19 protein-coding genes and 1 tRNA gene are annotated in these 20,484 nt (G+C 72.2%); 15 read left to right on the top strand and 5 right to left on the bottom strand.

Translation table 11 applies throughout. From position 1 onward, the window contains the following. The first annotated feature begins 17 nt into the window (after positions 1-17). The 5 genes from GA0070214_RS23015 (at position 18) to GA0070214_RS22995 (ending at position 4,649) form a co-directional block, all read left to right on the top strand. A complete protein-coding gene (locus GA0070214_RS23015) occupies positions 18-383 on the top strand; it encodes a YciI family protein (protein ID WP_091267866.1) in 366 nt (121 codons plus the stop codon). 242 nt (positions 384-625) lie between these two features. Continuing rightward, positions 626-2,074: a pyruvate kinase gene (gene pyk, locus GA0070214_RS23010; RefSeq protein WP_091267862.1), complete on the top strand. Its 1,449-nt coding sequence runs from the start codon at positions 626-628 to the stop codon at positions 2,072-2,074. Continuing rightward, positions 2,071-2,955, top strand: a complete 885-nt coding sequence (locus GA0070214_RS23005) for an acyl-CoA thioesterase (RefSeq protein WP_091267859.1) — start codon at positions 2,071-2,073, stop codon at positions 2,953-2,955. Before pyk ends, GA0070214_RS23005 begins: the two co-directional genes overlap by 4 nt. 71 nt (positions 2,956-3,026) lie before the next feature. After that, positions 3,027-3,497 (top strand): RrF2 family transcriptional regulator, encoded by a 471-nt coding sequence (locus GA0070214_RS23000; protein WP_091267856.1) that lies wholly within the window; start codon positions 3,027-3,029, stop codon positions 3,495-3,497. Between the two features lie 150 nt (positions 3,498-3,647). Further along, positions 3,648-4,649: a sulfite exporter TauE/SafE family protein gene (locus tag GA0070214_RS22995; RefSeq protein WP_091267853.1), complete on the top strand. Its 1,002-nt coding sequence runs from the start codon at positions 3,648-3,650 to the stop codon at positions 4,647-4,649. Positions 4,650-5,099: 450 nt separating this feature from the next. Here the strand turns inward: GA0070214_RS22995 and GA0070214_RS22990 are convergent, their stop codons facing one another. Continuing rightward, entirely contained in the window at positions 5,100-6,110 is a 1,011-nt protein-coding gene (locus tag GA0070214_RS22990; RefSeq protein WP_377463158.1) for an LLM class flavin-dependent oxidoreductase, read from the bottom strand. 475 nt (positions 6,111-6,585) lie between these two features. Continuing rightward, complete coding sequence (locus GA0070214_RS22985; RefSeq protein ID WP_139141896.1) at positions 6,586-6,993, bottom strand: hypothetical protein; 408 nt, start codon at positions 6,991-6,993, stop codon at positions 6,586-6,588. Position 6,994: 1 nt separating this feature from the next. On the opposite strand from GA0070214_RS22985, the gene GA0070214_RS22980 reads away from it, so the two are divergent. Continuing rightward, entirely contained in the window at positions 6,995-7,648 is a 654-nt protein-coding gene (locus GA0070214_RS22980) for a hypothetical protein (RefSeq protein WP_139141895.1), read from the top strand. 20 nt (positions 7,649-7,668) lie between these two features. Here GA0070214_RS22980 and GA0070214_RS22975 read toward each other — a convergent pair whose 3' ends face one another. Further along, positions 7,669-8,148: an Lrp/AsnC family transcriptional regulator gene (locus GA0070214_RS22975; RefSeq protein ID WP_091267841.1), complete on the bottom strand. Its 480-nt coding sequence runs from the start codon at positions 8,146-8,148 to the stop codon at positions 7,669-7,671. An 83-nt stretch (positions 8,149-8,231) separates the two neighbouring features. Between GA0070214_RS22975 and GA0070214_RS22970 the strand changes: the two genes are divergently transcribed. After that, complete coding sequence (locus GA0070214_RS22970; protein WP_091267838.1) at positions 8,232-9,407, top strand: trans-sulfuration enzyme family protein; 1,176 nt, start codon at positions 8,232-8,234, stop codon at positions 9,405-9,407. 5 nt (positions 9,408-9,412) lie between these two features. Here GA0070214_RS22970 and GA0070214_RS31565 read toward each other — a convergent pair whose 3' ends face one another. Beyond that, positions 9,413-10,162: a terminase gpP N-terminus-related DNA-binding protein gene (locus GA0070214_RS31565; protein ID WP_139141894.1), complete on the bottom strand. Its 750-nt coding sequence runs from the start codon at positions 10,160-10,162 to the stop codon at positions 9,413-9,415. Positions 10,163-10,197: 35 nt separating this feature from the next. Continuing rightward, positions 10,198-10,270: transfer RNA gene (locus GA0070214_RS22960), tRNA-Leu, on the bottom strand. A gap of 94 nt (positions 10,271-10,364) precedes the next feature. On the opposite strand from GA0070214_RS22960, the gene GA0070214_RS22955 reads away from it, so the two are divergent. The 8 genes from GA0070214_RS22955 (at position 10,365) to polA (ending at position 20,280) form a co-directional block, all read left to right on the top strand. Next, the gene (locus GA0070214_RS22955) at positions 10,365-10,985 is read left to right on the top strand and encodes an ANTAR domain-containing response regulator (RefSeq protein ID WP_091267832.1); all 621 of its coding nucleotides are present in this window, start codon (positions 10,365-10,367) and stop codon (positions 10,983-10,985) included. A gap of 89 nt (positions 10,986-11,074) precedes the next feature. After that, entirely contained in the window at positions 11,075-12,238 is a 1,164-nt protein-coding gene (locus GA0070214_RS22950) for a hypothetical protein (RefSeq protein ID WP_091267828.1), read from the top strand. A gap of 260 nt (positions 12,239-12,498) precedes the next feature. Further along, positions 12,499-13,662, top strand: a complete 1,164-nt coding sequence (locus GA0070214_RS22945; RefSeq protein ID WP_091267825.1) for a branched-chain amino acid ABC transporter substrate-binding protein — start codon at positions 12,499-12,501, stop codon at positions 13,660-13,662. A gap of 95 nt (positions 13,663-13,757) precedes the next feature. Continuing rightward, positions 13,758-14,708: a branched-chain amino acid ABC transporter permease gene (locus GA0070214_RS22940; RefSeq protein ID WP_091267822.1), complete on the top strand. Its 951-nt coding sequence runs from the start codon at positions 13,758-13,760 to the stop codon at positions 14,706-14,708. Then, a complete protein-coding gene (locus tag GA0070214_RS22935) occupies positions 14,705-15,859 on the top strand; it encodes a branched-chain amino acid ABC transporter permease (protein WP_091267819.1) in 1,155 nt (384 codons plus the stop codon). Before GA0070214_RS22940 ends, GA0070214_RS22935 begins: the two co-directional genes overlap by 4 nt. Next, on the top strand, positions 15,852-16,772 hold the full coding sequence (locus tag GA0070214_RS22930; RefSeq protein WP_208602874.1) for an ABC transporter ATP-binding protein: 921 nt from the start codon (positions 15,852-15,854) through the stop codon (positions 16,770-16,772). Before GA0070214_RS22935 ends, GA0070214_RS22930 begins: the two co-directional genes overlap by 8 nt. Next, positions 16,762-17,472 (top strand): ABC transporter ATP-binding protein, encoded by a 711-nt coding sequence (locus tag GA0070214_RS22925; protein ID WP_091267814.1) that lies wholly within the window; start codon positions 16,762-16,764, stop codon positions 17,470-17,472. Before GA0070214_RS22930 ends, GA0070214_RS22925 begins: the two co-directional genes overlap by 11 nt. Before the next feature lie 108 nt (positions 17,473-17,580). Continuing rightward, on the top strand, positions 17,581-20,280 hold the full coding sequence (gene polA / locus GA0070214_RS22920) for a DNA polymerase I (RefSeq protein WP_091267809.1): 2,700 nt from the start codon (positions 17,581-17,583) through the stop codon (positions 20,278-20,280). Positions 20,281-20,484: the final 204 nt, after the last annotated feature.

The following is a 20,484-nucleotide window of genomic DNA, read 5'->3' as shown; positions in this document are numbered from 1 at the left end:
GTGGTCTGGAGGTGCGCATGGCCGCGACGCCACGGCTCGACTTCGCGCTCGACACGTACGAGTGCATCGTGCTCTACCCGGGACCGTCGGGCCGGGCGCTACCGGACGAGACCGTGCAGCGGCTCCAGGCCGAGCACCTGCGGCACATCCAGGCGCTGCAACGGCGGGGCATCGTCCTCGTCGACGGCTCGGTGGACGGCCCGGCCCGCGAGCCGGACCCGCCGATCGGCTTCGGCCTGGCCCGCACCGGCTCGGTCGACGACGTCCGCAGCGTCATGGAGGCCGACCCGGCGGTGCAGGCCGGGCTCTACCGCGTCGAGGTGCTCACCTTCCTCTGCCCGGCCGGCTCGCTGGAGTTCCCGCTCGCCAAGACGCAGAGCTGACCCGCCGCCCCCGCGCGTCACCGGGTCCCCGCGGCGCCGGTCGATCTCCGGGAGCACCCCCGCCGGGGGATGAACGCGAGCGGTACGATTTCCGCCGCGCGGTCGCCGATGCCCGCCACACACGACGTCCCGGTGCGGTTTCCCACCGCCCGCCGGCGCGGGTCATCGCGCGTCGTTGGACAACTGTTCCGCAGTCCGAAAGGGGTCGGCCGGCAGGTCGACCCGGAGGAGAGACTAGCCTGATGGGCGTGACACGCCGCGCGAAGATCGTCTGCACCCTCGGCCCCGCCACCTCGTCCCCGGAGCGCATCCGGGGCCTGGTCGAGGCGGGCATGAACGTGGCGAGGCTGAACTTCAGCCACGGCAGTCACTCCGACCACGAATCGGTCTACCGGCTGGTCCGCGAGGCGGCCGAGGCGGCCGGGCAGCCGGTCGCGGTGCTCGCCGACCTCCAGGGTCCCAAGATCCGCCTCGGCAGGTTCGCCGACGGCCCGCACGAGTGGCGCACCGGCGACTCGGTGGTCATCACGGGCGACGAGATCCTCGGCACCAAGGAGCGGGTCTCCTGCACCTACCGCAAGCTGCCGCAGGAGGTGAAGCCGGGCGACCGGCTGCTGATCGACGACGGGCGGGTCGCCGTCGAGGTCAGCGACGTCACCGGCAACGACATCCGCGTCCTGGTCACCGAGGGCGGCCCGGTCTCCAACAACAAGGGCGTCTCGCTGCCGAACGTGGCGGTCAGCGTCCCGGCCCTGTCGGAGAAGGACGCCGACGACCTGCGCTTCGCGCTCGGCCTGGGCGTCGACCTGATCGCGCTCTCCTTCGTCCGTTCGCCCGAGGACATCAAGCTCGTCCACTCGATCATGGCCGAGGAGGGCGTCCACCGCCCGGTGCTGGCCAAGGTCGAGAAGCCCGAGGCGGTCGACCACCTGGAGGCGATCGTGCTCGCCTTCGACGGTGTCATGGTGGCCCGCGGCGACCTCGGCGTCGAGCTGCCGCTGGACGAGGTGCCGCTGGTGCAGAAGCGCGCCGTGCAGCTCTGCCGGGAGAACGCCAAGCCGGTCATCGTGGCCACCCAGATGCTCGACTCCATGATTGAGAACTCGCGCCCCACCCGCGCCGAGGCCTCGGACGTGGCCAACGCGGTGCTCGACGGCGCGGACGCCGTGATGCTCTCCGGCGAGACCAGCGTCGGCAAGTACCCGGTGCTCACCGTCAGCACCATGGCGAAGATCGTCACCACCACCGAGGCCGGCTCGATCGGCGTGCCGCGGCTGCAGCACGACCCGCGTACCCACGGTGGCGCGCTCACCGTCGCCGCCTCCTCGATCGCCCGGGCCATCGGCGCCAAGGCCATGGTCGCCTTCTCGCAGACCGGCGACACCGTCAAGCGGCTCGCCCGGCTGCACTGCGACCTGCCGCTGCTGGCCTTCACCCCGGTGCCCGAGGTGCGCAACCAGCTCGCCCTGTCCTGGGGCGTGGAGACGTTCCTCATGCCGTTCGTCGAGCACACCGACGACATGTTCCGCCAGGTCGACCAGGCGCTGCTCGGCCTCAACCGGGCCAACCCCGGCGACTACGTGGTGATCGTGGCGGGCAGCCCGCCCGGCACTCCCGGCTCCACCAACACGCTGCGCGTGCACCAGCTCGGCTCGCTGGTCGACGCGGCCTCGGCCCGGGCGCTGCAGTGAGCGAGGGTCCGGCGGCGACCGGGCAGGCCGCGGTCGACCAGCTCCTGGAGGTACTGGACCTCGACCAGACCGGCGCGATGGCCTTCCGGGGGATCAGCCCGCCGGTGGGCCCGCAGCGCGTCTACGGCGGCCAGGTCGCCGGCCAGGCCCTGGTCGCCGCCGGGCGCACCGTCGACCCGGAGCGCTTCGTGCACTCCCTGCACGGCTACTTCGTCCGCCCCGGCGATCCCGCCGAGCCGATCGAATACCAGGTGGAGAACGTCCGGGACGGCCGCTCCTTCTCGGTGCGCCGCTCGGTGGCGCTGCAGCACGACAAGCCGATCTTCTTCATGTCGGCGTCGTTCCAGCGGCAGGAGGAGGGGCTGGACCACCACGCGCCGGTCCCGCCCGACGTCCCGGCGCCCGACGACGTGCCGACCATGACCGACCGGCTCTCCCGCTACCCGGAGCGGCTCGGCATCTGGGGCCAGATCCCGCGCCCCATCGACGTGCGCTACGTCGGCGAGCCCGGCTGGGTACGCCCCGGCGACCGCCCCGCCGAACCCCACCAGCGGGTCTGGATGCGCCTCGACGGCAAGCTCCCCGACGACCCGCTGCTGCACGCCTGCGCCCTCACCTACGCCTCCGACCTGACCCTGCTCGACTCGGTGCTGTCGGTACACGGCGAGGTGTGGGGGCCCGGGGGAGTGGTGGGCGCCAGCCTCGACCACGCGCTGTGGTTCCACCGGTCGTTCCGGGCCGACGAGTGGTTCCTCTACGACTGCTGGAGCCCGTCCGCGTCCGGCGCCCGTGGCCTGGCCACGGGCCGGATGTTCACCACCGACGGCCGGCACATCGCCAGCGCCGTGCAGGAGGGGCTGCTGCGCCGGGTCGGCGCCTGAGCCGGCAACCGTGACCGTTCGGCCGAGGGTCGGGAAACCGGGCGGCTGACCAGGCGACTAACCTTGCCGGCATGCGCCTCTCCGCTCGGGTCGACTACGCCCTCCGCGCGGCCGCCGAGCTGGCCTCGGTCGCCGACGGCGCGGCCGCCGGGCGGAGCCGGCCGGTGACCGCCGAGCAGATCGCGCGCGCCCAGGAGATTCCGCCGAAGTTCCTCGAGAGCATCCTGCTCCAGCTGCGCCGGGGCGGGATCGTGCACGCCCAGCGCGGCCCCGAGGGCGGCTACTGGCTGGCCCGGCCCGCCACCGAGATCTCCCTCGCCGAGGTGATCCGGGTGATCGACGGCCCGCTGGCGCACGTGCGCGGCCAGCGCCCCGAGCAGCTCGGCTACCAGGGCGCGGCGCGCGCCCTCCAGGACGTGTGGATCGCCCTGCGGGCCAGCGAGAGGGAGATCCTCGAACTGGTCACCATCGCCGACGTGGCCAGCGGCAGCCTGCCCGGCCGGGTCAACGACCTCGCCGCCGATCCCCGCGCCTGGAGCTGACGCCCCCTCGGTGCCGCGGCGCCGCCGTCCCGCGTGGCCGCCGCGCCGTCCGGCGCGTCCCATCAACCGGATGGACGACTTGACCGGAGCGCCCCCGTGCCGCATTGTCGACCAAGTCGATAGGAGATGCCGAAAAGTCAGGGGGCGCTCGTGCGCAAGCTTCTGGTCCTCGCCCTCGTCGGGCTCGCCGCGCAACTGGTCGACGGCGCGCTCGGCATGGCGTACGGGCTGACCTCCTCGACCCTGCTGCTGTTCGCCGGGGTGGCCCCGGCCGCGGCCTCCGCCTCGGTGCACCTGGCCGAGATCGGCACCACCCTCGCCGCCGGTGTCTCGCACTGGCGGTTCGGCAACGTCGACTGGCGCGTGGTCGGCCGGATCGCGCTGCCCGGCGCGGTCGGCGCGTTCGCCGGCGCCACCTTCCTCAGCTCCATCTCCACCGAGTCCGCCGCGCCATGGATGGCCGCCATCCTGTTCAGCCTCGGCGCCTACCTGCTGGTCCGCTTCTCCCGCCCGCTGCGCGCCAACCGGGCCGCCGGCCGGCTGCGCAGCCGCTTCCTGGCCCCGCTGGGCCTGTTCGCCGGCTTCGTCGACGCCACCGGCGGGGGCGGCTGGGGCCCGGTCGCCACCCCGGCGCTGCTGGTCTCCGGCCGGATGGAACCCCGCAAGGTGATCGGCTCGGTCGACACCTCCGAGTTCCTGGTGGCCGGCGCGGCCAGCATCGGCTTCCTCATCGGCCTCGGCTCCGAGGGCTTCCTGCTGCCCACCGTGGCCGCGCTGCTGGTCGGCGGCCTGATCGCCGCGCCGATCGCCGCCTGGCTGGTGCGCATCGTCCCCGCGCAGCTGCTCGGCGCCGTCATCGGCGGGGTCATCGTGCTGACCAACACCCGCACCCTGCTGCGCGCTGGCGAGCTGGGCGGCCCGGTCCCGGCCCTGGTCTACACGGTGCTCGGCGCCGGCTGGGTGGTCGCCCTGACGCTGGCCACCCGGGCGCTGCGCCGCACCCGCCGGGCGCGCGCCACCGCCGAGGCCGCCCTCGCCGCCCAGTCCGCCGACCCGGCCGAGGCCGCCCCGGCCGCCGAGCCGGTCCACGCCGCCGAGGCGACCACCGCGCCGGAGGAGCCCCGCAAGCTCGCCGCCGCCGTCGAGGGCTGACCCGGCGGGAGGTACGCACTCCGCCGGCCCGGGCAGGTCGGCGCGTCCGTCGCGTGCCTGACCTCCGCGAAAGGCATTCTCGTGCACCTCCGCACCCCGCCGCCGCACCGCGCTGCTCGCCGCGGCCTCGGCGGCCACCCTCCTGGCCGGCGCCCTCACCACGATGACCGCCGCCGCGGCGGCCGCCGGCTGCCGCGGCGCCTACAACCAGCCGCCGCACCCGGGTTTCCACCTCGGCGACGGCATGGGCACCCCGCCCGCGCCGAACATCTACCTGCGCTGAACACGCAGGCACCGGGTCGCCGGCCGCGGAACCCGCTCCGCCGGCGACCCGGTGCACCACACCGCAGCACCCCCGACCCGTCCCGACCGGGAATGCCGTACCACCACCGGCATCAAAGTTAGGCGGGCTGCGCGACGGTGGGGTGACGTGGCTATGAAGAGCGTGTTTCAGCCCTTCCGGTGCAGGCCACCGGCCACCTTCTCGGCGATCAGCTCGAACGAGCGCACCCGGTCGGCCACGTCGTAGACCATCGTGGTGAGCATCAGCTCGTCGGCGCCGGTGCGCTCCAGCAGCGCACCGAGCTGCCGGGCCACCGTCTCCGGCGACCCGGTCGCCTGGCCCTCCCGGCGCTGCGCCACGAACTCCCGCTCGAACTCCGAGTACGGATAGGCCGCCGCCTCCTCCGGGCTCACCAGCGGCTCCGGGCGCCCGGACCGCAGCTTCAGGAACGACAACCCGGCCGGACCGGCCAGCCACTCGGCCCGCTCGTCGGTCTCGGCGCAGACCGCGTTGACCGCCACCATGGCGTACGGCTCCTCCAGCCACTGCGACGGCCGGAAGTGCTGCCGGTAGAGCTGCAGCGCCGGGATGGTGTTCTGCGCGCTGAAGTGGTGCGCGAAGGAGAACGGCAGCCCCAGCAGCCCGGCCAGCTGGGCGCTGAAACTGCTCGACCCGAGCAGCCACACGGCCGGCGACTGCCCCTTGCCCGGGGTGGCGGTGATCGGCCCCGGTTCCGCGCCGCTGAAGTAGTTCATGAGGTCGGCCAGCTCGCGCGGGAAGTGCTCCGCCGACAGCCCCTCCATGGTCCGGCGCAGCGCCAGCGCGGTCACCTGGTCGGTGCCCGGCGCCCGGCCGATGCCCAGGTCGATCCGCCCGGGGTGCAGCGCTTCGAGGGTGCCGAACTGCTCGGCCACCACCAGCGGCGCGTGGTTGGGCAGCATCACCCCGCCGGAACCCAGCCGGATCGTCGAGGTGTGCGCCGCCAGGTGCGCCAGCAGCACCGCCGGCGCCGAACTGGCGATCGCCGGCATGTTGTGGTGCTCGGCCACCCAGAACCGGCGGTAGCCCAGCTCCTCGGTGCGGCGGGCCAGCTCGGTCGTGTGCCGCAGCGCCTCACCGGCGCTGCCGGTGGCGGCCACCGGAGCAAGATCAAGAACAGACAAGGGTACGTCGATCACAGCATTGCTCAACCGGCCGCGTGCCGGATTTGTTCCGGGTCGGCGGCCATCGCCCCGCGGCGTTCCCGCTCGTCGATGAACCGCCGGCTGTCTCCTGTGGACGAAAAACCGGCGATCGCCTTTGCGGAGGCGGGATAGAGTCCCGTCGCCGCCTAGCCACCGGGAGCCGCAGTTGCCGCTGGACCTCGACCACATCTATGTGCCGATCAAATTCGACCTCGGTGGGGTCATCGACGACGTCTGGCAGGCCATGCCGGTCCTTGCGAAGTTCGGCGAGGTCGCCGTCGACGCCGTCGACGACCGGGACGCCCGCTCCTACAACATCTCCTACCTGGCGACCCACCCGCCGACCGTGACGATCCGGCTACCCGACTCCGAGGTGCGCCTGCGCGACGTCACCTGGCAGGTCCGCACCGACCTCGTCGTGTACTCGGCGCTGGGCGTGGTCTCGGTCGACCTGCGACTGGCCCGACCGTCACGGTCGCTGACCGACGACGACCTGCGGCGCTTCTACGACGACCAGGTGGCCGCCAACAACGTCGACTACTTCGCCTACCTCGACGACGTCGGCGTGCTCTCGGCGAACCTCGCCTCCTACCGGCAGTCCGCGCAGGCCAACAGCAGCACGCACGCCGGTTGGCTGGCCGCCCCGTTCGTCACCCGGCTGCGCGCGGCGCTGCTGGACTGCCCGGCGTTCCGGCCGCGGGAACGCTGCTACCCGTTCCAGAACATGCGGCAGTTCTTCGTGCTGCGGCGGGCCGCCGGCGAGACCGCCGACCCGCACCTGGTCGACGCCCTGCTCGGACTGAGCGTCCGCACCCCCCCGGCCCACCGACGGGGCCGCCACGCCCTCCTGGCCCCAACTGCGCATCGAGGACGTCACCGTGCACTCCAGCGGCTGGTCGACCGTGGCGGTCCTCGACGCGCAGGCCACGCGCGACGCGCTCGGCATCGTGCAGGAGATGTACGGACAGATCCACGCCCAGTGGTTCTTCTGCCAGCTCTGGATCGGCGTCGACCCGGCCGACCACGAGGACGAACGGTTGATCACCAGCCCCGCCGAGGCCACCGACCACCGGGTCGCGCAGCTCGCGCGGGTGCAGATCGAACTGGCGCACGGGCTGGCCGAGATCGGCAACGTGGACCTCATGTTCCGCGATCCCGCGCGGGTGGCGGTCGCCCGCTTCCTCATCCAGGCGCTGCGCGTCGAGGGGCACGCCGAGGCCGCCCAGCGCCGGCTGGAGCAGCTCAGGGCCATCCTCGAACAGGTCTCGAACCTGCGCACCGCGTACTTCCAGCGGCGCCTGCAACTGCTGTTCGCCATCACCGCCATCGCCGGGGTCGTCGGCCTGTATCCCGCCGCGCACGACCTCAACACCACCTGGCGCGCGTGGACCGTGATCCTCTTCTGCTCCCTGGCGCTGATGTGCTGGGTCGCGATCCGGTCGATGAGCCGGTCCGAAGCGGATCCCCGACGCGGGCGCCGCGCATGGCGACGCCCCACCGGCGACGCCGGTCGCCGCCCGACGCGCGGGTGACGGCGGGGTGCTCGGGCCACCTAGCCCATGCCGCGCGCCTGCTCGAAGATCAGGCTCGTCTGGGTGTGCTGCACCGCCGGATCCACCGCCAGATGGTCCAGCACGAAATCCCGCAGCGCGTCCCCGGACGCCGCCCGCACGTGCAGCACGTAGTCCTCCGCGCCCGCCACGTGGAACACCGACACGACCCCCGGCAACCGCACCGACCGGGCCCGGAACGCGTCCACCGCCGCCCGCTCGTGCGCCGCCAGCCGCACCGACACCAGCGCCTGCAACGGCAGCCCCACCGCCGCCGGATCCACCTCCGCGTGGAACCCCCGGATCGCCCCGCACTCGCGCAACGCCCGGGTGCGCGTCAGGCACGTCGACGGCGCCACCCCCACCCGCTCGGCGAGCGCGTTGTTCGGCAACCGGCCGTCCGCCGCCAACTCGGCCAGGATCGCGCGGTCGGTGTCGTCCAGCGCCCCGAAGGGCCGTACATCATTCGGTGCGACAGGCATGTGAACATCCTTCCCCGAACTTCTCTTCCTCGGAAGGACCCCGGGCAGAATGTTCTTCGCTCCTCTTGCCCGATGACGGCCTCATGTTCGACGCTTCCGCCATGACAGCCGTGGACACCGCAGCCGTGCACGCCGGGCGCGAGGACCTCGCCGGACTCGGCGTCCACGTGCCGCCCATCGACTTCTCCACCACCAACCCGCTGCCCTCCGTGGCCGGCGGCGGCGACGACTACGAGACCCTCGCCACCGGCGGCACCCTCCCGGCCGGCGGCAGCGCCGTCTACCAGCGGCTCTGGAACCCCACCGTCGCCCGCTTCGAAAGCGCCCTCGCCCAGCTCGAAGGCACCGCCGAAGCCGTCGCCTTCGCCAGCGGCATGGCCGCCCTCACCGCCACCCTGCTCGCCGCCACCCGCGACGGGAAGCGGCACGTCGTCGCCGTCCGCCCCCTCTACGGCGGCACCGACCACGTGCTCGCCACCGGCCTGCTCGGCACCGAGGTCACCTGGGCGCGGCCCCACGAGGTCGCCGCCGCCATCCGCCCCGACACCGCCCTGGTCGTCGTCGAGACCCCGGCCAACCCCACCCTCGACCTCGTCGACATCGCCGCGCTCGCCACCGCCGCCGGCGGCGTCCCCCTGCTCGTCGACAACACCGTCGCCACCCCGGTGCTCCAGCAGCCCGCCCGGCACGGCGCCGCCCTCGTGCTGCACAGCGCCACCAAGAGCATCGGCGGCCACGGCGACGTGCTCGCCGGCGTCGTCGCCTGCGCACCCGAGTGGGCCACCCGGCTGCGCCAGGTCCGCGCCGTCACCGGCGCCGTCCTGCACCCGCTCGGCGCCTACCTCCTGCACCGCGGCCTGCAGACCCTGCCGCTGCGGGTCCGCGCCCAGCAGGCCGGCGCCGAGAAGCTCGCCGCCTGGCTCTCCGACCACCCCGCCGTCGCCCGGGTCCACCACCCCAGCGTCACGGACCCCGCCGGGCTCGTCGGCCGCCAGATGGCCGGCCCCGGCAGCCTGCTCGCGTTCGAGGTACGCGGCGGCGCCCCCGCCGCGGCCGCCGTCGCCGGCGCCTGCCGCCTCATCACCCACGCCGTGTCGCTCGGCGGCGTCGACACGCTGATCCAGCACCCGGCCTCGCTCACCCACCGGCCGGTCGAGGACGGCGCCAAGCCGTGCGGCGGGCTGCTCCGCCTCTCCGTCGGGCTCGAGGACCCGGAGGACCTGCGCGCCGACCTGGCGGCGGCGCTGTCCGAGCTCTGAGCAGGTCAGGACTTCGGGCCGACGTGGCGGTCCAGCGCCGCCACGGCGTCCCGCCGCGCCACCGACAGCGAGTTGCGGCGGTTCATCCGCCAGGCGATGCCCAGCAGGTCGAGGCCCCACTGGCAGAGGCCCATGATGTCGGCCGACTCGTTGGTGAACATGTAGCGGGGATAGACGTACTCCTTGCGGCGCACCACGACCCGGTTGGCGAACCGGCAGCCGTCGGAGTGGAACAGGCCGCGCAGGAAGTCGCCCGCCTGCGCCTCGACGAGGGTGCGCTGCCAGTCGGCCAGGACGATCGGGCGCTCGTGCTTCTTGCCGGGCCCGTGCTGTGGGAACAGGCACGGCCAGTGCTTGCCGTAGCTCTGGACATTGACGCAGCCCTGTTGCGGGACGCGCTGCACCTTCTCCGCCAGCACCGCCCGCATGGCGTCGTCGCAAGCGCTGATCAGGCCGGGCCAGCTGTTACTGCAGGAGATCCGGAGTACTGGAACTCGCGCGCTGGTCACCAGATGCCCGTCGCCCAGGTAGAGGCCGAGCAGGTAGGCGTAGGCGGCGGGATCTGTCGGAACCCGGACATCCTCGCGACAGCGGAAACACCGCAGCGCGGTGCCCTGTACGGCAGGCGTGGGGCGGTCCCGGCACCAGTGCCACACCGTGCGGTAGTTGAGACCGACGCTGCGGGCCGCTTCGGCGACGGTGGCTCCGGACAGGAAGACCTGACGTGCTCGGGCGCGTATCTCGGGAGGATGCACGACGACATCTTCGAACGCCTGTATGACAGTTTGCGTGCCCCCGGTGGGATTCGAACCCACACTGTATGGAGTTTGAAGCCATTGTCTCTGCCATTGGACTACAGGGGCATTGCGCAGTTCGGCGCTGCAAGGATACCCACTACGCTAAGGGCGGTGGCACCCGGCACGGCGGGTGCCGGGCTCAGACTGGTGGGAGTGGCTCGTGGCCGAGATGCAGGCGGATGCCGAGCGCAAGCGCGTTCTGATCGCCGAGGACGAGGCGCTCATCCGGCTGGACCTGGCCGAGATGCTGATGGAAGAGGGCTACGAGGTGGTCGGCGAGGCCGGTGACGGCGAGACCGCCGTCAAGCTCGCCGAGGAGCTGAAGCCGGACCTCGTCATCCTCGACATCAAGATGCCGATCATGGACGGGCTGGCCGCGGCCGAGCGGATCGCCGGCGCGCGGATCGCCCCGGTGATCATCCTGACCGCGTTCAGCCAGCGCGACCTGGTGGAGCGGGCCCGGGCGGCGGGCGCGATGGCCTACCTGGTCAAGCCCTTCCAGAAGAGCGACCTCGTGCCGGCCGTGGAGATCGCGCTGTCGCGCTACTCGGAGATCGCCGCGCTGGAGGCGGAGGTCGCCGGCCTCACCGACCGGCTGGAGATCCGCAAGACCGTCGAGCGGGCCAAGGGCGCGCTCATGACGACGTACGGGATGACCGAGCCGCAGGCCTTCAAGTGGATCCAGCGCACCGCCATGGACCACCGAATGACCATGAAGGAGGTCGCCGAGCGGATCCTCGCCGAGACCGCCGGCGGCGAGGTCGCGCAGCCCGCCTCCTGATTCCCGCCCGACGACCCGGCGCGCCCCGCTGACCGAAGGGGGCCTGCGGCGGGTTCCCCGTGTCGGGGCCGGTCGATACGATCGCCGCCATGCGGCGTCCCCTGGCGGTGCTCGGCCTGCTCGTGGTGCTGCTCGCCGCCTGCCGCCCGGCCGGGCACGCCGAGCCGGCCCCCGAGGCGTTCCGGCCGGCCTGGCGGCCGGTCACCCTGCCGGTCCCGCCCGGTCTCTCCGGCCGGCTGGCGCTGCGTGACGCGGCCGCCTGCGGGGGCCGCTGGTTCGTGGTGGGCGCGGTGGTGGACGCCGCGGGGATGACCCACCCGGCGGCCTGGTCGAGCGCCGACGCGGCCACGTGGACGCCGCTGCGTCCGGTGCCGCGCAGCCCCTACGGCGAGGAGAACGTGCTGACCGCCGCGGGGTGCCGGGACGGCCGGCTGGCGGCGATCGGCGGCAAGAGCGGCGGGGTGCACGGCAATCCACGGATCAGCACGTGGCGCCAGGTGGCGGACGGTTCGCTGGTGGAGGTGCCGGCCGAGTTCGAGGTGTTCGGGGGCGCGGACGCGGTGAACGCGGGCCGGATCGCGGGCGGGCCGAGCGGCTGGCTGATCTCCGGCAACCGGGCCACCGGCGCGGCTGCCTGGGTGTCGCCGGACGGGGTGGACTTCCGGTTGGTGAGCGCGGTGCCGGGCCTGGCGACGGATGCGACGGGCCGGCCGTGGGCGGCGGACGGCACGGCGACGGCCTCGGGGTGGCTCATGGTGGGCTCGGTGCTGTCGTCGGGGCGTACCGGATCGGCGGCGGTGGTGTGGACCTCGGCGGACGGGTCGGCCTGGCGGCGCGCGGTGCTGCCGGGTGGCGGCGTGGCTGAGGACCTGCAGCGGGTGGTCCGGGTGGGGGACCGCACGGTGGCGGTCGGCCGGCGGGGTGACGGCCTGGGCGCCTGGCTGGGGGAGGGCGACGCGTGGCGGCCGGGCGGGGGCCTGGGTGGCGCGGGCACGGACGCGCCGGGCCGGGTGTGGGGGTTGGCGGCGCGCGGCGACGGTGTGTGGGCGGTGGTGGCCGGGTCGGCGGCGGGTGCGGGCTGGTTCTCCGGTGACGGCGTGCGGTGGTCGCGGGTGGCGCTGCCGGTGGCGGTGCCGGCGGGCAGCGACCGGACGGTGGCGGTGACCGCGGCGGGTGACGTGGCGTTGCTGCTGGTGGACGACGGCGGGCGGGCGGGGGTGTGGTCGGCGCGGGGTTCGTGGCGGCCCACGTGAGGCTCTCACCTGCGGGTTTCCGGTCCGTGTCGGATGTCCGATTTTCCCATCCTGCGGCCTCATGTGTTACAGCACATCTGTGAATCCGGCCACTCAACGTAACGGTTAGGTCAACCCCGCTTCTCAGGTCTACCTTCACGACCCGCTGGTGGGATAACGTCCCGGCCCAGACCGGGATCGCGGTCGGTCCGGCCCACCCTGCAAGGTCCAATTCCTGGCGGGTGGTTTTCCGGGCCATCGGACGGAGGAGGGTACGAGCCGTGAGGCAGAAGCTCGCACGGGTGCTGGGTGGCGTGGCCATCGGTGCGCTCGTTTTCAGTGGCGCGGCCTGCAAGGCTGACAGTGGTAGCGACGCGGGTGGCAGCAAGGCCGCCTGTGACCTGAAGATCGGCTTCTTCGGCCCGCTGACCGGTGACGCCGCGGGTCTCGGTATCCACATGCGCAACGGCACCAAGCTGGCCATCGACCAGTACAACAAGGACAACGCGGACTGCAAGGTCCAGATCGCCGAGTACGACTCGCAGGGTGACCCGGCCAAGGCGCCGGCCCTGGCGCAGCAGGCGGTCGGCGACAGCAAGGTCGTCGGCATCATCGGCCCGGCGTTCTCGGGTGAGTCCGAGGTCGCGGACCCGATCTTCGACGAGGCCGGCCTGCCGATCATCACCCCGTCGGCGACCCGCCCGAGCCTGAGCACCAAGAACTGGAAGATCTTCCACCGGGGCGTCGGTAACGACACCTCCCAGGGCCCGGCCGCCGGCCGGTACATCAAGAACGTCCTGAAGGCCGACAAGGTCTACGTGGTGGACGACCAGTCGGCGTACGGCGCCGGCCTGGTGGACGAGGTCAAGAAGGTCATCGGCTCGGTCGCGGGCGAGGACAAGATCCAGGTCAAGCAGACCAACTTCTCCGCCGTCGTCACCAAGATCCAGAGCAGCGGTGCGAACGTCCTCTTCTTCGGTGGCTACTACACCGAGGCCGGCCTGCTGCTCAAGCAGCTCAAGGGCGCGGGCTGGAAGGGCACGATGGTCGCCGGTGACGGTGTCAACGACGCCAACTTCATCAAGGTCGCCGGCGAGCAGGTCGCCGAGGGCACGATCCTGACCTGCCCGTGCGCCCCGGCCACCGCGGCCAAGGGCTCCTTCGTGACCGACTACAAGGCGGCCTTCGACAACGCCGAGCCGGGCACCTACGCCGACGTGTCGTACGACATCACGAAGATCATGCTCGAGGGCATCAAGGCCGGCAAGGGCACCCGCGCCGACCTGCTGAGCTTCATCAACTCCTACAACGGCACCGGCGGCGCGACCGGCGTCACCTACAAGTTCGAGGCCAACGGTGAGCTGGACCCGGCTCAGGTGCTGGTCTGGGCGTTCAAGGTGAACGCGGGCAAGGTCGTCCCCGACATCGAGATCCCCAAGGCCTGACCGGTTCGTCCGGTCCCGGCACGGGACACCAGGCGTGCGGCCGGGAGTGACTTTCTCCCGGCCGCACCGCTTGGCCGCACAGTTGGAGCCCCCACTTGAACTTCGATGAGCTCTTCGGGAACTTCCCGGCGCTGACCATCACCGGCCTGGAGCAGGGCGCGATCTACGCGCTCATCGCCCTCGGCTACACCCTGGTGTACGGCGTTCTGCGTCTGATCAACTTTGCTCACTCCGAGGTCTTCATGGTCGGTACCTTCACCGCCATGTGGACCTGGCAGGCCCTCGGCTACGACCAGAACGCGGCCGCCCCGTCCCTCGGCCCGCTGATCCTGGCGCTGATCGCCGGTCTCGTGGTGGCGATGGCCGCCTCGGCGCTCACGGCGGTCACGGTCGAGCTGGTCGCCTACCGGCCGCTGCGCCGCCGCAACGCGCCGCCGCTGGCCTTCCTCATCACCGCGATCGGCGCGTCGTTCGTGCTCGCCGAGTCGTTCGGCATCGGCACCCGCCGGGCTCCGTTCGGCCAGGCGGACCTGATCCCGTCGAAGACGGTCTTCACCCTCTTCGGCGCCGAGGTGACGAACAAGCAGCTGCTGATCCTCGGCGTCACGCTGGTCATGATGGTCGCGTTGGACCAGTTCGTGAACCGCAGCCGCCTGGGCCGGGGCATCCGCGCGGTCGCCCAGGACGCGGATACCGCCGCGCTCATGGGTGTCAACAAGAACCGCGTCATCCTGCTGGTGTTCGTGCTCGGCGGCCTGATGGCCGGCGTGGGCGCCCTGCTGTGGGACATCCGGTTCAACTACACCAAGTTCAACGTCGGCTTCCTGATCGGGCTCAAGGCCTTCGCGGCCGCGGTGCTCGGCGGCATCGGCAACCTGCGCGGCGCGCTGCTGGGCGGCCTGCTGCTCGGCGTGGTGGAGAACTACGCGTCCGGCCTCTTCGGCGGCGAGTGGAAGGACTTCACCGGCTTCGTGCTGCTGATCGTGCTGCTGATGTTCCGGCCGACCGGTCTGCTCGGCGAATCTCTCGGGAGGGCGCGCGCATGACCGCCACCGTGGACAAGAAGCGGACCGCGGGCTTCCGGAGCCGCTGGGCGGCGATGCCCAAGCAGGTGCGCTGGGCGGCGATCGCCGCGCTGATCGTCCTGCTCTACATCCTGCCCAACAAGTGGTTCTACGAGTACCTCGGTTTCCCGATCGGCAGTGACTACTTCGCCTTCTACACGACCCGCTCGGACTTCGCCGGCGTGCTCTTCGACACCGCGGTGTTCGTCCTGCTGGCCGTCGGGCTCAACGTGGTGGTCGGCTTCGCCGGCCTGCTCGACCTGGGCTACTTCGGCTTCTACGCGCTCGGCGCGTACACGGTCGCGCTGCTCACGTCGCCGGAGAGCCGGTTCGGCACGAACTGGCCGTGGCTGGCGGCGGTGCCGCTGGCGGTGATGGTGGCGATGGTCTCCGGCGTGATCCTCGGTGGCCCGACGCTGCGCCTGCGCGGTGACTACCTGGCGATCGTGACCCTCGGCTTCGCCGAGATGATCCGCCTGTACGCGGCCCGCAACGAGGGCGTCCTCCAGGGCCAGCGGGGTATCCCGGCGATCCCGCACCCACCGGGCACCGGTTCGGACGGCAAACCGCTGTTCGGGGTGGTGGACGCCCGGCCGTACTACTGGCTGATGCTGACGCTGATCCTCATCGTGCTGCTGCTGGTCCGGAACCTGGCCAACAGCCGGGTCGGCCGGGCCTGGGTGGCGATCCGCGAGGACGAGGACGCCGCCGAGATCATGGGCGTGCCCACGTTCAAGTACAAGCTGTGGGCGTTCGCCATCGGCGCCGCCGTGGCCGGCCTGACCGGGGCGGTCTTCGCCGGTAAGCAGACGTTCATCAACTCCGATCAGTTCGTGCTGGAGAGCTCCATCCTGGTGCTGGCCGCGGTGATCCTCGGTGGCGCCGGCAACATCAAGGGCGCCATCGTCGGTGGCGCGGTCACCTGGTACCTGCCGGAGTGGCTGCGCGGCATCGGCGACCTCCTCGGGGTGGAGTTCGACGCCGCCGAGTACCGGATCCTGGTCTTCGGCCTGGTCGTCATCGTCATGATGATCTTCCGGCCGCAGGGTCTCGTGCCCAACCGGCGGCGGGCGGCGGAGTTCGCCGACCGGCGCAAGGAAGCGGTTCCCCAGGAGACGGTGCCCAATGAGTGAGCCGCAGATGCACAGCGAGCGCGACGAGACCAGCGAGCGGGACATCGCCGACGACGGCCGCAGCACGGTCGGCACCCCGCCGGAGAAGGGCGCGGACACGCCGGTCGAGCCCACGCCGGGCGAGACCCCCGCGGCCGGGCGGGAGCCGCTGCTGGAGGTCGACCACGTCACCCTCCGCTTCGGCGGTGTGGTCGCCCTCAACGACGTCGCCTTCACCCTGTACAAGGGTGAGATCCTCGGCCTGATCGGCCCGAACGGCGCCGGCAAGACGACCTGCTTCAACGCCATGACGGGCGTCTACCGGCCCACCGAGGGCGAGATCCGGTTCGCCGGGCAGCGGGTCAACGGCAAGCGCCGGAGCTGGATCACCAAGGCGGGCATCGCCCGGACGTTCCAGAACATCCGGCTCTTCCCGGAGATGACCGCGCTGGAGAACGTGATGGTGGGCGCGGACGCCCACCACAAGACCAGCGTGATCGCCGCGATGCTGCGGCTGCCGCGGCACTGGCGCGAGGAGCGGCAGGGCCGCGAGAGGGCGCTCGAGCTGTTGCGCTTCGTCGGCATCGAGCGCCGCGCCGGGGACCTGGCCCGCAACCTCTCGTACGGCGAGCAGCGCCGGCTGGAGATCGCCCGGGCCCTGGCCACCGAGCCGAAACTCCTCTGCCTGGACGAGCCGGCCGCCGGCTTCACCCCGGCGGAGAAGGAGGAACTGCTCGGCCTGATCCGGAAGATCCGCGACAATGGCACGACGGTGCTGCTGATCGAGCACGACATGCGACTCGTCATGGGTGTGACCGACCGGATCGTGGTGCTGGAGTTCGGCAAGAAGATCGCCGAGGGCCTGCCGGCCGAGGTCCGGGACGACCCGAAGGTGATCGCCGCGTACCTGGGGGTGCCGACCGATGCTGCTTGAGATCAACGACCTGACCCTGCTGTACGGGCGGATCCAGGCGCTGCACGGGATCAGCCTGCACGTCGACGAGGGTGAGGTGGTGGCCCTGATCGGCGCGAACGGCGCCGGCAAGACCACCACGATGCGGGCCATCTCCGGGCTGCGCCCCGTTGCCTCCGGCTCGATCGTCTTCGACGGGACCGACGTCACCCGGATGCGGGCCGACCTGCGGGTGGTCCGGGGCATCGGGCAGGCGCCCGAGGGCCGGGGCGTCTTCCCCGGGATGACCGTCGTGGAAAACCTGGAGATGGGCGCGTACACCCGCAAGGACCGGTCGGGCGTCGCCGAGGACATGAAGATGGTCATGGACCTCTTCCCCCGGCTGCACGAGCGGCGCAAGCAGGCCGGTGGCACGCTCTCCGGCGGCGAGCAGCAGATGCTGGCGGTGGGCCGGGCCCTGATGGCCCGCCCGAAGCTGCTGCTGCTCGACGAGCCCTCGATGGGGCTCGCGCCGATGCTGATCCAGCAGATTTTCGAGATCATCACCCGGATCAACGAGCAGGGCACCACCATCCTGCTGGTGGAGCAGAACGCCCAGCAGGCGCTCTCCCGGGCCCACCGGGGTTACGTGCTGGAGACCGGCCGGATCGTCAAGGAGGGCACCGGCCGGGACCTGCTGCACGACCCGGCGGTCAAGGAGGCGTACCTGGGCGTCGCCTGAGGCGTACCCGTCGGCGGCCGGCCGTCCCCTCGCGGGGCGGCCGGCCGCCGCCGTTTCCCGGCGCCGCCGTGCGCCGGGTTGTCGGCGGTACGGACTAGAGTCGCTGCCGTGACAGCTACGACGCCGCGCCTGCTCCTCGTCGACGGACACTCCCTGGCATACCGGGCATTCTTCGCCCTGCCGGTGGAGAACTTCTCCACCACCACGGGGCAGCCGACCAACGCCGTCTACGGCTTCACCTCGATGCTGATCAACGTGCTCCGCGACGAGCAGCCCAGCCACATCGTCGTCGCCTTCGACGTCTCCCGCCGTTCCTTCCGCACCGAGAAATACGCGGAGTACAAGGCCGGCCGCAGCGAGACCCCGACCGACTTCAAGGGCCAGGTCAGCCTCGTCAAGGAGGTCCTCGCGGCGCTGCGCATCCCGGTGGTCGAGAAGGAGGGCTACGAGGCCGACGACGTCATCGCCACCCTCGCCTGCCAGGCCCGCGACCAGGGCATGGACGTGCTCATCACCACCGGCGACCGGGACGCGTTCCAGCTCGTCGGCGACCGGGTCACCGTGCTCTACCCGCGCAAGGGCGTCTCCGACCTGGCCCGGATGGACCCGGCCGCGGTCGAGGCGAAATACGGCGTGGGGCCCGGCCGCTACCGAGACCTGGCTGCCCTGGTCGGTGAGACCAGCGACAACCTGCCCGGCGTGCCGGGTGTCGGCCCGAAGACCGCCGCCAAGTGGATCAACCTCTACGACGGGGTCGAGGGCGTGGTGGCCCGGGCCGACGAGATCAAGGGCAAGGCCGGCGACAGCCTGCGCGAGCGGCTCGCCGACGTGATCCGCAACTACGAGATCAACTGCCTGGTCACCGACCTGGAGCTGCCGGTGCGCCCGGAGGACAGCCGCTGGCAGGGCTGGGACCGGGAGGCCGTGCACCAGGTCTTCGACACGCTCCAGTTCCGCATCCTGCGCGACCGTCTCTACCAATACCTGGAGGCCGTCGAGCCGGAGGCCGAGGCCGGCTTCGAGCTGGCCGGGCAGGTGCTCACCGAGCCCGGCGCCCTCGCCGGCTGGCTGGCCGCGCACGCCCCGGCCGGCACCCCGGTCGGCGTGGCGGTGAAGCTCGACACCGGCCCCAACCGGCGGCACACCGCCGCGGTGACCGGCATGGCGCTGGCCACCGCCGACGGCGCGGCCGCCTGGTTCGACCCGGCCACGCTCGGCCCCGAGGACGAGGCCGCGCTGGCCGGCTGGCTCGCCGACGAGGCCCGCCCCAAGGTGCTGCACGACAGCAAGCCGGCCGTGCTGGCCTTCGCCGCGCACGGGTGGGACCTGCAGGGCATCTCCCGCGACACCCAGATCGCCGCCTACCTGGCCCGCCCCGACCAGCGCTCCTACGACCTCACCGACCTGGCGTTGCGCTACCTGCACCGCGAGCTGCGCGTCGACGCGCCCGAGAGCGGCCAGCTCACCCTCGACGGGCTCGGCGACGACGGGGCCGCCGAGCAGAACCTGATGCTCCAGGCCCGGGCCACCCTCGACCTGGCCGACGCGATCGACGCCGAGCTGTCCCGCGACGGCGAGCAGTCCGCCCGGCTGATGGCCGGCGTCGAGCTGCCGCTCATGCGGGTGCTGGCCACCATGGAGCGCACCGGCATCGCGGCCGACACCCACTACCTCTCCGAGCTGGAGGCGCACTTCGCCGCCGAGGTGAAGGCCGCCGCCCAGGGCGCCTACGCGGCGGTCGGGCGGGAGTTCAACCTGGGCTCGCCCAAGCAGCTCCAGGAGATCCTCTTCGGCGAGCTGGGCCTGCCCAAGACCAAGAAGATCAAGACCGGCTACACCACCGACGCCGACGCCCTCCAGTGGCTCTACGCACAGAACCCGCACCCGGTGCTCGAGCACCTGTTGCGCCACCGCGACGTCGCCAAGCTCAAGATGACCGTCGACGGGCTGCTCAAGTCGGTCTCCGACGACGGCCGGATCCACACCACGTTCAACCAGACGGTGGCCGCCACCGGCCGGCTCTCCTCGACCGAGCCCAACCTGCAGAACATCCCGATCCGCACCGAGGAGGGGCGGCGGATCCGGCGCGCCTTCGTCGTCGGCGAGGGCTACGAGTGCCTGCTCACCGCCGACTACAGCCAGATCGAGATGCGGATCATGGCGCACCTGTCCTCGGACGACGCGCTCATCGAGGCGTTCAACTCGGGGCACGACTTCCACGCCGCGACCGCCTCGTCGGTCTTCACCGTCGAGGTCGACCAGGTCACCGCCGACCAGCGTCGCAAGATCAAGGCCATGAACTACGGCCTGGCGTACGGGCTGAGCGCGTTCGGCCTGTCCCAGCAGCTCGGGATCACCGCCGAGGAGGCGCGCGGGCTCATGGAGAACTACTTCGCCGGCTTCGGCGGGGTCCGCGACTACCTCCAGGAGGTGGTGGCCCGGGCCCGGCAGGACGGCTACACCTCCACCATCCTGGGCCGCCGCCGCTACCTGCCCGACCTGGTCAGCGACAACCGGCAGCGCCGGGAGATGGCCGAGCGGATGGCGCTCAACGCGCCCATCCAGGGCTCCGCGGCCGACATCATCAAGGTCGCCATGCTGCACGTCGACACCGCGCTGCGCGACGCCGGGCTGCGCTCCCGGATGCTGCTGCAGGTGCACGACGAGCTGGTCTTCGAGGTCGCCCCGGGCGAGCGGGAGGCCCTGGAGGCGCTGGTGCGCAAGGAGATGGGGGAGGCCTACCCGCTGTCGGTGCCGCTGGAGGTCTCCGTCGGCGAGGGCCGCGACTGGAACAGCGCCGACCACTGACCCGCGCACCGGCCCGACGGACGGGCCGCGGGTCGTCGCTCGCAGGTCGTGGCGAGTCGCCGTCCGCTGTTCGCGGGTGGGCGGCCGCGCGGGCGGTGGCCCGGCCGGTGCCCGCGCCGGTGACCACCACGACCCGCTGCTGTTCGGCGCTCATGCCGCCGATCGTCCGACCCTGCCGGAAGCGGCAGGGTCAAGCGACCGGGC

It is taken from the genome of Micromonospora chaiyaphumensis, assembly GCF_900091435.1.
GTDB classification, from domain to species: Bacteria; Actinomycetota; Actinomycetes; order Mycobacteriales; family Micromonosporaceae; genus Micromonospora; species Micromonospora chaiyaphumensis.
The sequence above is the reverse complement of the archived record's forward strand: the minus strand, read 5'-3'. Positions and strand labels throughout refer to the sequence as shown.